Raw genomic sequence first — 12,753 nt, forward strand, 5'->3', positions numbered from 1 at the left:
CGGTGAGATCTCCACGCGCCATGCCCGATGACCTACCAGGACCGCCGGCCGTACCGCAGGCAATCCCTCTGATCTCAACTCCGTACAGGCCCTAGAGCGAGTGCGGCGGTGAGGCGGGGTTTCTGGAGGGGGACCCCGGTTGCGGCCAGTGACCCCGTGCCGGGGGTTCTGAGCCGGTTCTCACCGCCGCACTCTTGGTCTGTGCAGGTAGAGCGGCTATGCAAGCTGATCTTTCGCCCTTCGTGGGCGACGAGCCGGACGCCTTCGTGTTTCTCGGCAAGCGGGGCGGGTTCCTGCGGGGCGGCAACTTCCGGCGTGAGGCCAAGTGGCCGGACGCGCTCAAGGAGATGGGCGTCAAGGGCCTGCACTTTCACGACCTGCGGCACACCGGCAACACGCTGGCAGCGCAGTCGGGGGCGAGCCTGGCCGACCTGAAGGCGCGGATGGGGCACGACAGCGACCGGGCCGCGCTGATCTACCAGCACGCCACGCGGGACGCCGATCAGAGGATCGCCGACGCGCTGAGCGCCCGTGTTGAGGCCGAGCGGAGGAAGGAACCGGGCGAGGGGGACGACGGCGGCGCGGGCATGCCGGTCGGAGTGAGCTAATGGCCCGGGGGATCCGAATCGGGATCGAGGGGGAGGCGTTTGGGCTGGTGGAGCCTAGGAGATTCGAACTCCTGACTTCCTGCTTGCAAACGGGAGCCGGTCACGACGTAGAGGGCTCCTGACCCTGATTACGTGACAGATGCGGGCCGGTGACGTGGACCGCGTGAGGCGGTGTTGCTGTATCCGCTGCTGTACACAGGACTCTTCCGGTACCCCGCTCGTCTCTGCGGCAGCACCGGAGGTCCCCATCGGCTCCCACTACGGATTCACGAGCCGAACGTGGAACACTGGCCTCTTGAGCATGAGGATCTGCGAAACGACATGCCGCACATACGTAAGATCACGGCCACTCGATGCGAATGAGATACACCTCGCGCTGCTCGTCCAAGACAACGTACGTCGCGAGCCCCCGCTCGCCGAACGCATGTGTGAGCATGTTGGCCTTGGGTTTGGCCGGACTGTACGACTGGCCGCTCCATGGCGCGATCTCCAGCAGTGCGAGCAGTTCGGCGAGGGGACGCAGCGCTTCCACAGGGATCGCGGCGATCTGCTCTTCGGCGAGGGGATCAAGTGTGACCTGGTACACCTACAGGTCGACCCCACGGTCGCCGAGCACCTCACGCCACGACCTTCCCGGCGAAATCCGCCCACCGGCAAGAACCTGCTCGGCCTTGGCATACATTCGGCGGCGCCCTTCCGGGTCTCTCACCGAGTCGCAAGCGGAGATCCACCAGCGGTGGACGAAGGTGTTCAGCGCACCGAGGTCCAAGCTCACGCGAACTTCGTCGAGCACTGCCTTAAGCCCCACGTCGAACGCCTCGCGGTCCTGCGACACCACCAGGGCGGCGCGGATGGCCCGTAGGTTCTTCTCGGGCATCGGCGAAGGGGACGGCACGAACTCCTGCGGCTGCGCGGTCATGCTGAGCCTCCTCTCCTTGCTCATAGAGCCTACAGACTCTCGCCAGGACGGTTCAGAAATCCAGTCGCACGCCTGCACAAAAGATGAAACCAACACACTGTGATCACGCCCGCACCACGTCAGCCACGTAATCATGACGAGGAGGCCAGCCGAGGACGCGAATAGAACGCCAGCAACCGGGCCGTCGGTGGAGAAGCAGGTCGTGGAGGTGGCGAACTTTCTGGTGGAGCAGATTCTCGCGGGCGGAGGCGCAGGAGGCGACTCAACCGGAAAGGGTGGTGAGGAGTGTCTGGACGGCGCTGATCACGGGGCCTCCAACAGTCCCGAGGAGGACGGCGATACCGGCGATCCGCGCGAGCGGGCCCTCCAGCTCCGCTCTGGTGCTGTCCGGCCGGATCTCCCGGACCGCCGCGTCGAGCTCCGTACGGCTCACGTCGTCGAGGTGCCGGCGTAGTTCGTCGATCGCCGCGAGAAGGTCGTCGATCTCGGATTTGGGGCCTGCCGTGCCGACCGTCTTACCTCCTGCCACGATGTCGCCCCTACCCTTGTGGATCGCCTTACCGATGCTTCCCGCACCGATCTGCTGGATATGCTCGTTGCTCATTACCAACCTGCCGAGATGTTGCCGGAACCGAAGTGATTGGCCTTGCCGACGCTGTTCGCCCCCCATTGATGAATGACGTCGCCGGAGACGGCATGCTCCACGTAGATGACCGTTTGTGCGTTATCGGGATTACCGATCGCCGCAGTGATCTCCCGGATGAGATAGTCGATCTCGTCCTTCGCAGTGCTCCAGACGGCGTCCCGCTGAGTGCCAGCGGTGCTAATGATCAACCCGTGCAGGGCCGGAAGATGAAGATCCGGCAGATCCGGCAGTTTGTTCCGGCGCCAGACCATCCATATCAGGAGGGCGGCGGTGGGGAAGAGGAGGCCGCCCATCGTGATGACGGAGAGGATACTACCAGTGATCGCGGTGGACTTGATCTGGGAGTCGAGCCGATTGCGGGCCACATTGCTGTCCCTCCTCGCAGGAGGCAGGCCGCGGCAGCCCACGTGCGAGATATTACGCAGGGGGTATGCGTCACTGCCGACCCATAAGACACCCGCTTCGATCCGTACCTGGACCGCTCCGTGCCAGACCGTCATCTCGCCCCCATCGCAGGGAAACCGGAATTGCACTTTAGCGGATCAGTACTCCGACGAGGCCAGAGCCGAATGGAATTATGGGAGTTAACGACTTCCGTGAGGTTATCTCAGCGAAATAGTTCGGGCGACTAGGATTCTTTGAACACCAATACCCACATTACAGACTTTTGAGGAGGAATCGCCGGAAGCCGGAAACAGGCGTTGAGGCGCCTAACAGATTCCGGACAGTCAGCTACATAAGCCGACAGAAATCTGGAAGAGGTAGGTACGTGACGAGGCGCCGTAAGCAGTTCTCGCCCGAGTTCAAGGACGAAGCCGTCCGCATGGTGCTGGGAGGCGAGCGGACGGTCGCGGCGGTGGCCCGCGAGTTCGGGATCAACACCAGCACCCTGGGCAGTTGGGTGCACCGGCGTCGGATCGTACACGGCCAAGACGAGCCACCGGTCTCCGGGCCGGAGCAGGCCCGGATCCGCGAGCTCGAGCGAGAAAACGCCGATTCGCGCGAGAAGCTGACGTTCTTGAAAAAGCAGCGGCCTTCTTTGCGGCCGAGAGTCGATGACGCTCGCCAAGTTCGAGCTGATCGATGCAGAGAAGGCGCACCACAAGATCGCCAAGATGTGCGCCTGGCTGGGGTGTCGCGCTCGGGCTACTACGAGTGGCACACTCGGCCGGCCTCGGCCACCACGCAGCGCCGAGTGCTGCTCACTCACCACGCCTGACGAACCTCGGCGTCCGTCCAAGAGCAAGCCGAAGAGGCGCTTCGGGCGTGTTCGGCAACTGCCCTCGGGCCGGTTCCAGGCTCGCTACAAGGGGCCGGACGACATCGACAGGGCGGCCCCGGAAACCTTCGCGACCAAGCGCGACGCCGAGGTCTGGCTGACCAAGAAGGAAGCGGAGATCCTCGACGACGAGTGGATCGACCCGGACGCCGGGAAGATCACGTTGGGGGAGTACGGCCGGAGCTGGATCGACGAGCGGCCGAACCTGCGTCCGCGCACGGTCGAGCTGTACGGCTACCTCTTCCGCGTCCACCTCGTCCCGGCCCTCGGGGGTAAGGCGCTGAGCGAGATCAAGGACCCGCACGTTCGGCGGTGGCGGAAGAGGCTGCTGGACTCCGGGGTGAGTGAGGTCACCGTGGCCAAGGCGTACCGGCTACTTAAGGCGATGCTCACCACCGCCGTGGACGATCAGCTCATCAAGCGCAACCCGTGCCGGATCAAGGGCGCCGGTCAGGAAAGGTCACCGGAGCGTCCGATTCTCACGGTCGCCGAGGTCTACCGGCTCGCCGACGTCGTCGAGGCACGTTACCGGGGCGCTGGTGCTGCTGGCGACGTTCGGCGGTCTGCGCTGGGGTGAGCTGGCGGGCCTCCAGCGCCGGGACCTCGACCTGAACACCGGAACCGTGCGCGTCGAACGCCAGTTGATGCAGATCACCGGCAAGGGGCTCGTCTTCGCCGATCTGAAGTCGAACGCGGGGAAGCGGACCGTGGTGATCCCCGAGTTGATCATTGAGGATTTGCGGGCGCACGTGAGGGACTTCACTCAGGTCGGTGACAAGGGGCTGGTCTTCGCGGGGCCGGATGACGGGGCGCTGCGGAACACCAACTTCAACCGGCGCGTCTGGGCTCGGGCACTCCAGGAAGCGGACCTTCCGAAGATCCATTTCCACGATCTGCAGCACACCGGCAACACCCTCGCGGCGAATGCCGGGGCGTCGATCCGGGAGCTGATGGAGCGCATGGGGCACGCCAGTACACGGGCGGCGATGATCTATCAGCACTCCACCGGCGAGCGTCAGCGGGAGGTGGCGCGCAAGCTCGACGACCTCGCCCGTGGGTCACTCGGCGAGGGATCGGGCACGCAACGGGCACGGACGCGAAACAGGGCTGAATGAAGATCAAAACCCAGGCGACGGCGGTTACGTCTGACCTGGGCTTTTTCGTTTCGGGGAGTCGGTGGAGCCTAGGAGATTCGAACTCCTGACTTCCTGCTTGCAAAGCAGGCGCTCTGCCAACTGAGCTAAGGCCCCGAGATCAAGTCGCTGACCTGCGTGAGAAATCCGTGTCCGCGACGTGCTTCAGTCGTACACCGTAGCAACAGGACCGGCTTCCGCGCCACTTGGGCTCTCCGCTGGGGGTGGGGTGCTCAGGTGGTGGGCGAGAGGGGGTGGCTCGGATTGGGTTGGGTCTCTTGTTGTCATTTTGGGCGCTTGTTTGGGGGGTGAAATTTCGGGATTTAAAGGGGTAAAGCAGGTTGGCTTGCCGACCTGATCCCTCTCAAGTCCCGGGGGCTCCGGGCGGGAGAACGTGTTGTAGTGATCTTGTTCGTTGCCGCGGGCGCGCTCATCGTCATGACACCGGCCCTCGCCGTGGACCGCGGGCGGAGCCGTACGGGGAGAGCGATCGGGGGCAGGAGAACAGCACGGGGAAGGCGTTGAGAGGCCAGGACGCGGCCCCGGGAGGCGGCCAAGAACCCGCGTGCCAAGAACCCGCGTGCCGGGGATCCGCGTGCCGGGGTGAACGGGCTCGGTGGGTGGCGTCGAGCGCGGAAGGTGACCTGCCGAGGGTCAGGTCGCCGATGGCAGGTCAGGGGTGACCGTCTCGGCGGGTGCCCGTGCCGGCCCGCTTACCGGATGGAGACAAGAGCGTTCTTGTCGGCGTGTTCAGCGGGCGGAGGCGCCCACGGGGGTTTCGGTGGACCGCCCGCCGAGCACCAGGGCCGGCAGGTCCGTGATGGAGTCCAGGATGTGGGTGGCACCACCCTTGAGGAGGCGTTCCCTGCTGTGGACTCCGGTCAGGATTCCGGCGACCGCCGACGCTCCTGAACGCCGGCCGCAGAGCATGGCGCTCTCGGAGTCTCCGGCGACCGCGACCTGGCGGACGTCTTGGATACCGAGACGCAGGACCGCGGTCAGCACCATGTCGGGCATCGGACGGCCTCGGCCGGCGTCTTCCGGGGACAGTGCCAGATCGATCCTGTCGGACCAGCTCAGAGCGGTCAGCACTCGACTGAGCGCGCTCCGGCTGAACCCGGTGATGAGACAGATCTTGACGTCGGCGTCACGGAGGCTGTCCAGCACCTCGATGGTGCCGGGTGTCGGGATTAGGCCGGAACGCCGGACGGCGCCCTCGTAAGAGCGTTCGAAGGTCAGGTTGGCCGCCTGGGCCTGGGCCTCGTTGTCGGGGAAGATGCCCCGGAAGACCTCGATCGTCGGACAGCCCCGGGACCGGTGCACGTGCACCATGGCGCGTGCGTACGCACCGGTCCCGGGCACGATGCCCTGCGTGGCGATCGCTTCGGCGAACGCCCGTTCGATCATGGCGATATCACCGACCGTGGTGCCCGCCAGATCCAGACAGGCAAGCCTGATGGGTGTTACTTCCCCATCTTGGGCAAGGACCATGAAAGCACCCGAATCGGTAGCCGCGTTGTTCAGTTCTCGCTGCCGGTAGCCTCAGTCCACAGATCAAGCTCGGCGCGATCCGCCTGCACCTTACGCCAGATCAGCAGTCCCCCAAGAGCGACAAGCGCCAGAACGAGCAGCTTCTTCACGGTGTGACCCCACTTCTTGACGGTCTCACCTGCCGGGGTGAGACAACGCCCGGTTCCAACGTTTCTCTGCAGCCTAGCAAGGGACCGGGCCATGATCCGGTTCGGGCGACAAGCCAGCATGGCAAATCTCCACTAACCGGGTGATTGTCATCAATGATGCCGTACGGCCTCCGCCCGAACAGCCGCGATCTGCGACGAGCCCGGTTCCGACGTCATCTCGGTTTCACGATAACCCCAGGAACGAAAGGCCGCGCGCGTCACAGAGGCCCAGGTCGGCGAAGATCGGTGTCACGGAGGCTCCGATACCGGCACGACCAGCTCTTATACCGGTTTCGGCGCGATTACGCGGAAGGCCGAACCGGTCAAATGGCACAAAATAGCCGAAACGCCTCAGATGAGGCTTGCGCCTTCGCCGCGGCCGAGCCGGGAGACAAGGATGTCGGTCAGGCGTCCGCGACGAGGTCGGCGTACTCGGGGTGCCGCCTGATCCACCCCTTCACAAACGGGCAGAACGGCACCACCCGCACCCCCTCGACGCGAGCCGCGTCCAGCGCCGTGCGGACGAGCACCGCGCCCACTCCCTTGCCCTCGAACTCCGCGTTCACCTCGGTATGGGTATAGGTGATGACACCGTCCCGCCGGATGAACTCCAGCCGTCCCGCCTGCCTGCCGTCCACCTCCGCCTCGAAGAGATCGCCGGTGGACGAGAGTTTGACGTCGACGTGCACAGGGGTCCTCCTTCGTCGGGCCGCCGGACGGCGGCGCATCGATCAGCCGATTCCCGGCGCCGTTCATTCCCGGAGAGCCGCCCCCGGGTGTCCAAGGCCACCCGCGCCGCCCCGCCCGCCCCTGACCGGCCACCTCCGGATACCCGGTGCGGGGACCGGGCGAGAGCCGTACTACGAAGCCTTTGCCTCATACAGGGATCACGCGGGGATCAAGCGGCGGGTCCGCGGGGGATCACCAGCGTATCGTCAGCGCGCTCGGGGGGATTCGATGGGCCGTCTCAGGGTGATCAGTGTCGTCGTGGTGACCGCGGCGACGGGAGCCGCACTGGCCGGGTGCATGCCGGGGCAGAGTGAGACGCAGGACAAGGATCCCGCCGCGGTCGCCGCAGCCGCCAAGGCGTCCGCGGCCTCGGCCGAGGCGAAGAAGGCCGCCCTGCTCAAGGCCAAGACGGCGGCCGCCGCGCAGGCCCACGCCAATGAGCTGGGCCAGATCCCCGTCCTGATGTACCACCGGGTGGTGGAGAAGCCGGCGACCCAGGACGACCGCACCCCCAAGCAGTTCCGCACCGAGCTGGAACGGCTGGCCAGGGAGGGTTACGTCCCCATCACGGCCGCCGAGTACGTCGGCGGGCACATCGACATCCCCGCCGGACGGCATCCGGTCGTCCTCACCTTCGACGACTCGTCTCCGTCCCAGTTCGATCTGGACGGGACGGGCGCCCCCAAGGCGGACACCGCCGTCGCCATCCTTCAGGACGTCGCCAAGCAGCATCCGGGCTTCCGGGCGGTGGGCACGTTCTACGTGACGCGCGACATGTTCGGGAAGGCGACCCCCGAGGAGGGGGCGCAGATGCTGATGTGGCTCCGGGACAAGGGGTTCGACATCGGCAACCACACCCGTGACCACAAGAGCCTGCGCGGAAAGCCACAGAACCAGGTGGCCTCGGAGGTCGCCGCCGGTCACAAGCTCATCACCAACCTGATCAACTCGGGCCCGGTGACGCTGGCGCTGCCGTACGGCAACCAGCCCAACCAGAAGGACTGGGGTCTCAAGGGTTCCTCAGGGGACGTCTCCTACGACTACGGCGGGGTCTTCCTGGCCGGGTACACCCCCGCGGAGTCGCCGTTCAACAAGAAGTTCGATCCGGTCGGCATCCCGCGTATCCGATCGATGGACAAGACCGGCGACTGCGCGAAGTTCTGTTCCATCGCCTGGCTCGACTGGCTGCAGGCGCACAGCGACGAGCGCTACACCTCCGACGGGGATGTGAAGACGGTCGCCTTCCCGAAGTTCAAGACACCCTTCATGACGAAGCGGTTCACCGATCGCGCTCTGCCGTACTGACTTCCAGGCCGTACCGGCTTCCAGCGCCTTCAGAGCCTCCAGGACCACCGGGGGGCTCCAGGACAGCGGTCTCCGAGATCTCCGAAACCTTCGGTGCCTCCGACACCTCCGGGGCCTGACGCGCCGTTTCTCGGCGGAGGTCGCGAACGCCCGGTCGAGAGCCGGAGGTCGTCAAGGAGGCCGCCCCCGCCTTCGGCGTCCCGGGCCGCCGGAGATCTGTGTCTCCTCTGAGGGGTGCCGCTCCGAGGTGGCGAGGTCCGCTCCTGGCGGCCCACCGCCACGGGAGCCGGCGGGGGTGTCGTCAGGCGGACGTGCCGTTCCCGGCCGGCGACCCGTGCCCATGCGACCCGCGCTCCTGCCAGGTGCCGAAGAGCACGAGGGTCTCCGAGAGCTGTGAGTGCGGCGGACCCGGCGGCCCGTCCGGCTCGAACCAGCCCAGTTCGTCGAACTTGTGGGGCTCACCGATCGCGACCTCGGCGGGGTCCACCTCGACCGCGAAGATCACCGCGACCCAGTGCGAGACGGGCTCCTCCCGCAGAATGTTGCGGACACCGATCGTCTCGATCCTCAGTGCGCGGGCCGAGTACTCCTCGCGGACCTCCCGGGCGACCGCCGTCTCGAACGACTCGCCGTACTCCAGCGCCCCGGCGCCGCAGTCCCAGGTTCCGGGCTCGTCCCTCGCGCCCCCGCCTCGCCGGGCCAGCAGTATCCGGCCGTGACCGTCATGGCAGACGAACACGCATGAGACGGCGGGTGTCCTCCGTGCCCGTCCGGCGGTGGCTTCCGGCCGTTGGCCGGAGGTGTTCGGGATCGGAGATCGATCAGTGGTCACACGGAACCTTTCTCACGCTCGGCAGCGATCCGGCTCGGAGACGTCCGATCCACAGACGTCCGATCCGCGGCTGCCCGGCCCAGGGGCCCGGTCAGGGACGTCCGGATCAGAAGTGGTCAAGCAGTTCGGGGAACGCCCCCAGCCGCAGCACCCGCTCGTCACCCGGATCGAGCTCGCTCTGTTCGAGCACCCAGGTGTGGGCGTGCGGGATGAAGACGGCGTTCATCCCCGCCTGCCGGGCGGGAAGGATGTCCGACTTCGGCGAGTTACCGATCATCCAGGTGGTCATGGGCGTCAGGTCGTGCCGCTCGACCAGCCGAAGGTAGGCGTCGACGCCCTTCTCCGGCACGATGTGGATGCCGCTGAAGTGGTGCGCGAGCCGGGAGGCGTCCAGCTTGCGCCGCTGCTCGTCCTGATCGCCCTTGGTGAGCAGGAGCAGCTCGTGCCGGGTGCCAAGGTCCGCGAGCGTCTCGGCGACACCGGGGACCAGCTCCACGCGGCGCTCGATCAGCGTCACGGCCAGTTCGTCGATCCGGCGTCGCTCCCGCGTGGTCGCCGGCCGCTCGTAGAGCCGTTCCAGGCACTCGGCGAGACTGCGCAGGAACACCTTGCCGCCGTATCCGTGGGAGACCGCGTTGGCCGCCTCGATGTCGTCGAGGATGGCGCGGATCTCGACCCGGTCGAAGGTGGGATGCTCCACCCAGTCGAGGAAGTCGGCGATGACCCGCTCGAAGAGGATGTTGTTCTCCCAGAGCGTGTCGTCGGCGTCGAAGATGAGCACCTGCTCGGTCAACCGCATGCCGGCACCTCCGTGAACACCTCCGCGACAGCCGGCGAAGTTTACCGAATACCGGCCGCGAGCCTCACGCCCGCCCCCGGCAGGTCAAGATCATCTTATCGAGGTCTCGCGGGGAGGTCGTCCGCCGGGGCGAGACCGTCCCTCAGGAGGAGGCGGCCTCGGTGATCACCTTGTCGACCTCCTCGCGGCGCTGAACCTCCTCGGCGGCGAAACGTTCGACGTCGAGCCGGTCGGCGGACTCCTCGTCCTGCGTCATCAGGGCTTCGAGGTCGCCCTTGGACATCTCCAGCACGCCCATGTCGTCGTAGGCCTGCCGGATGCGGTCGCTCCACAGGCCGATGTCCTTGACGCACGGGACGATGCGGCTGAAGAGCAGGCTCTGGAACGTCCTGATGTACGGCGAGTCCCTGAGCATCTCCTGGATGTCCCGGGGAGCGAGTCCGAAGTTCTCCCAGATCTCGACCCCGCGGAGGCGGTCGCGCATCAGGTAGCAGCCCTCGATGACGAAGTCCTCACGCTCGCGCAGCTCGGCCGAGGAGAGCTGCGCGTAGTAGTCGCGCAGGGCCAGCCGGCCGAAGGCGACGTGCCGCGCCTCGTCCTGCATGACGTAGGTCAGGATCTGCCGGGGCAGCGGTTTGGTGGTGACGTCACGGATGACGCCGAAGGCGGCCAGCGCGAGGCCCTCGATGAGGACCTGCATGCCGAGGTAGGGCATGTCCCAGCGCGAGTCGGTGAGCGTCTCGCCGAGCAGCTCCTGCAGCTTGGGATTGATCGGGTAGACCATTCCGATCTTCTCGTGCAGGAAGCGGGAGAAGATCTCGACGTGTCGCGCCTCGTCCATGGTCTGGGTCGCCGCGTAGAGCTTGGCGTCCAGATCCGGCACCGTCTCGACGATCCTGGCACCGGTGATCATGGCCCCCTGCTCACCGTGCATGAACTGGGAGAACTGCCAGGACGCCGAGTGCATCCTGACCTCTTGGCGCTGCCGTTCGCTGAACATGTCCCAGTGCCGGGTGCCGTAGACGGCCATTGACTGGTCGGGGATGCCGAGCGCGTCGTGGGGGTCGACCTCCAGGTCCCAGTCGATGCGCTTGACCGAGTCCCACTGCTTGTCCTTGCCCTTCTGGTAGAGCGCCAGCAGCTTCTCCCTGCCGTCGTCGTACTCCCAGGTGAAACGGGCGTCGCCGGCCATCGGCACATCCCAGCTGTCTTCGGCGACGGGGGTGCTGTAGAGCCGGTGAGTCGACACGATGACTCCCTTCAGAGGCACGCTTGAGGGCACAGGAGGACGTACACCGTACGTACGGTTTCACGCGCTCCAGGGGGTGTCAACGGCGGGCACGACACCGAGCACGGGGGGACAGGCACAGCCGGATCCGGCCGCTCGGCGGCTCGGGTGCGTCGCCCGGGACCCGGCCGGTACGGCGAGGCGGACCGGCGCCAGGCCGTCCCTCGTGTCCCGTCCGCCCCGTCAGAGCACGGCACGGCGGCGCCGAGAGGTCAGTGCGCGACGGCCTCCCCGGCGGGTTCCGGGGCCCGCAGCCGGCGCACCCCGGGAGACAGGAGGGCGGCGAGCGCGGACAGGACGACGACCGCGGCGCATCCGAGCAGCGCGGGCCTCGGGCCGACGACGATCGCCACCGGCCCCGCCACCAGCAGGCCGATCGGGCCGAACATCAGCGAGCCGAGGGCGTCGTAGGAGCTGACCCGCGACAGGGACTCGGCGGGGACCTCACGCTGCATCGTGGTGTTCCACAGCACGCTGAAGATGTCGAAGCAGACGCCCATCACGACCGCGCCGACGACGATCGTCCAGAGCGGAGCCGCCAGGCCGAGCAGCAGGTAGGGCAGCGCCGTGGGCACGGTGAGGAGCGTGCAGACCAGGATCGGACGGCGGGGCCGCAGCCGTAGCGCGACGAGGACGCCGCCGATCATGCCGACCGCCTCGCCCGCCAGGACCGCCGACCAGGCGGGTGCCCCGCCCAGATGCTCCTTGGCCACCAGCGGTCCGAGCACGCCGTGGGCTGCCTGTATGGCCATCACCAGCACCGAGAACTGGGCGACCACCACCCAGAGCCACTGCCTGGAGATGAACTCACGCCAGCCACCGCGCAGGTCGGCGAGGACCGAGTGCCTCGTCTGCGCGGAACGCTCCGCCGGAGTGAGACGCAGTGCGGCGATGAGCACGGCCGCCACGGCGAACATGGCGCCGCTCACCACCAGCGCCCAGCCGCCGCCGACCAGGACGACCGTGGCGCCGCTCAGCACGAGCCCGGCGACACGTGAGCTGTTGGCGCCCAGTCCCAGGAGGGCGTTGGCGGTCTGCAGCCGGTCGGCGGGCACGACGTCGGGGATGATGCCGGTCAGGGCGGGGAAGAGGACGGCCATCGCGATGCCGGTGAGCGCCGCCGCCGTCACCATCGCGGGGAGCGGGGTCCATCCGGTGAGCAGCATCGCGGCGAGGCAGAAGAAGGCCACCGCGTTGAGCGTCTCACCGGCCATCATCACCCGGTGCCGTGGCAGCCGGTCGGCGATCACCCCGCCCACGAGCATGAACGCCACCATCGGCAGCGCCTCCGCGGCCAGGACCACCGACAGCGTGGTGGCCGTCGCGCCGGGCAGCGCGAGAACGCCGAAGGCGAGGGCCACCGGGGCGAAGGAACCGCCCAGCGTGGAGACCGTCCGGGCGACGAACAGCAGGGCGAAACGCCTATCTCGGAGCATGCCGAGATCGCGCCGGTAGCTGTGCACCTGCTGGCTCCCTAAAAAGCGTCGAAACAACGCCTATCCTGCCGCTCTACGGGCGTTATGTCGCATGAATATT

The 12,753-nt window shown here is 67.0% G+C and carries 15 protein-coding genes, 1 tRNA gene and 1 pseudogene; 5 read left to right on the forward strand and 12 right to left on the reverse strand.

Annotated features, from left to right (window positions below; translation table 11 throughout):
* Positions 1–218 precede the first annotated feature (218 nt).
* Positions 219–608: a tyrosine-type recombinase/integrase gene (locus tag ACWEF2_RS27305; RefSeq protein ID WP_453819198.1), complete on the forward strand. Its 390-nt coding sequence runs from the start codon at positions 219–221 to the stop codon at positions 606–608.
* Between the two features lie 340 nt (positions 609–948).
* On the opposite strand, the gene ACWEF2_RS27310 is transcribed toward ACWEF2_RS27305, so the two are convergent.
* From ACWEF2_RS27310 to ACWEF2_RS27325, 4 genes are all read right to left on the reverse strand, one after another.
* Positions 949–1,194, reverse strand: a complete 246-nt coding sequence (locus ACWEF2_RS27310; protein ID WP_355599438.1) for a hypothetical protein — start codon at positions 1,192–1,194, stop codon at positions 949–951.
* Positions 1,195–1,527, reverse strand: coding sequence for a DUF6247 family protein (locus tag ACWEF2_RS27315; protein WP_355599439.1), 333 nt, complete (start codon positions 1,525–1,527; stop codon positions 1,195–1,197).
* 262 nt (positions 1,528–1,789) lie between these two features.
* On the reverse strand, positions 1,790–2,131 hold the full coding sequence (locus tag ACWEF2_RS27320) for a hypothetical protein (RefSeq protein WP_453819199.1): 342 nt from the start codon (positions 2,129–2,131) through the stop codon (positions 1,790–1,792).
* Positions 2,131–2,673 carry a DUF6232 family protein gene (locus ACWEF2_RS27325; RefSeq protein WP_453819200.1) on the reverse strand — a complete coding sequence of 181 codons (543 nt, stop codon included), beginning with the start codon at positions 2,671–2,673 and terminating at the stop codon, positions 2,131–2,133. Before ACWEF2_RS27325 ends, ACWEF2_RS27320 begins: the two co-directional genes overlap by 1 nt.
* A gap of 269 nt (positions 2,674–2,942) precedes the next feature.
* Here ACWEF2_RS27325 and ACWEF2_RS27330 point away from each other — a divergent pair.
* The 3 genes and pseudogenes from ACWEF2_RS27330 to ACWEF2_RS27340 all read left to right on the forward strand — a co-directional run.
* Positions 2,943–3,155: pseudogene (locus ACWEF2_RS27330) on the forward strand (transposase); the annotation flags it as partial.
* A gap of 73 nt (positions 3,156–3,228) precedes the next feature.
* Positions 3,229–4,029, forward strand: a complete 801-nt coding sequence (locus tag ACWEF2_RS27335; protein WP_453819201.1) for a tyrosine-type recombinase/integrase — start codon at positions 3,229–3,231, stop codon at positions 4,027–4,029.
* Entirely contained in the window at positions 3,992–4,567 is a 576-nt protein-coding gene (locus tag ACWEF2_RS27340; RefSeq protein WP_453819202.1) for a site-specific integrase, read from the forward strand. The genes ACWEF2_RS27335 and ACWEF2_RS27340 overlap by 38 nt, the downstream gene beginning before the upstream one ends.
* Before the next feature lie 62 nt (positions 4,568–4,629).
* On the opposite strand, the gene ACWEF2_RS27345 is transcribed toward ACWEF2_RS27340, so the two are convergent.
* The 4 genes from ACWEF2_RS27345 to ACWEF2_RS27360 all read right to left on the reverse strand — a co-directional run bounded on the left by ACWEF2_RS27345 (position 4,630) and on the right by ACWEF2_RS27360 (position 6,953).
* Positions 4,630–4,702, reverse strand: a tRNA-Ala gene (locus ACWEF2_RS27345).
* Positions 4,703–5,335: 633 nt separating this feature from the next.
* Positions 5,336–6,076 (reverse strand): HAD hydrolase-like protein, encoded by a 741-nt coding sequence (locus ACWEF2_RS27350; RefSeq protein ID WP_453819203.1) that lies wholly within the window; start codon positions 6,074–6,076, stop codon positions 5,336–5,338.
* A 29-nt stretch (positions 6,077–6,105) separates the two neighbouring features.
* The gene (locus ACWEF2_RS27355) at positions 6,106–6,225 is read right to left on the reverse strand and encodes a DLW-39 family protein (protein ID WP_013130296.1); all 120 of its coding nucleotides are present in this window, start codon (positions 6,223–6,225) and stop codon (positions 6,106–6,108) included.
* 443 nt (positions 6,226–6,668) lie between these two features.
* On the reverse strand, positions 6,669–6,953 hold the full coding sequence (locus ACWEF2_RS27360; RefSeq protein WP_453819204.1) for a GNAT family N-acetyltransferase: 285 nt from the start codon (positions 6,951–6,953) through the stop codon (positions 6,669–6,671).
* Positions 6,954–7,221: 268 nt separating this feature from the next.
* Here ACWEF2_RS27360 and ACWEF2_RS27365 point away from each other — a divergent pair, with 268 nt between their 5' ends.
* On the forward strand, positions 7,222–8,298 hold the full coding sequence (locus tag ACWEF2_RS27365) for a polysaccharide deacetylase family protein (RefSeq protein WP_453819205.1): 1,077 nt from the start codon (positions 7,222–7,224) through the stop codon (positions 8,296–8,298).
* A 301-nt stretch (positions 8,299–8,599) separates the two neighbouring features.
* Here the strand turns inward: ACWEF2_RS27365 and ACWEF2_RS27370 are convergent, their stop codons facing one another.
* From ACWEF2_RS27370 to ACWEF2_RS27385, 4 genes are all read right to left on the reverse strand, one after another.
* A complete protein-coding gene (locus ACWEF2_RS27370) occupies positions 8,600–9,130 on the reverse strand; it encodes an NUDIX domain-containing protein (protein ID WP_453819206.1) in 531 nt (176 codons plus the stop codon).
* Positions 9,131–9,236: 106 nt separating this feature from the next.
* On the reverse strand, positions 9,237–9,929 hold the full coding sequence (locus ACWEF2_RS27375; RefSeq protein ID WP_453819207.1) for an HAD family hydrolase: 693 nt from the start codon (positions 9,927–9,929) through the stop codon (positions 9,237–9,239).
* A 142-nt stretch (positions 9,930–10,071) separates the two neighbouring features.
* A complete protein-coding gene (locus ACWEF2_RS27380; protein ID WP_453819208.1) occupies positions 10,072–11,178 on the reverse strand; it encodes a ferritin-like domain-containing protein in 1,107 nt (368 codons plus the stop codon).
* Between the two features lie 251 nt (positions 11,179–11,429).
* Positions 11,430–12,680 (reverse strand): MFS transporter, encoded by a 1,251-nt coding sequence (locus ACWEF2_RS27385; RefSeq protein ID WP_453819209.1) that lies wholly within the window; start codon positions 12,678–12,680, stop codon positions 11,430–11,432.
* Positions 12,681–12,753 lie beyond the last annotated feature (73 nt).

The organism is Streptosporangium sp. NPDC004631 (assembly GCF_053601935.1).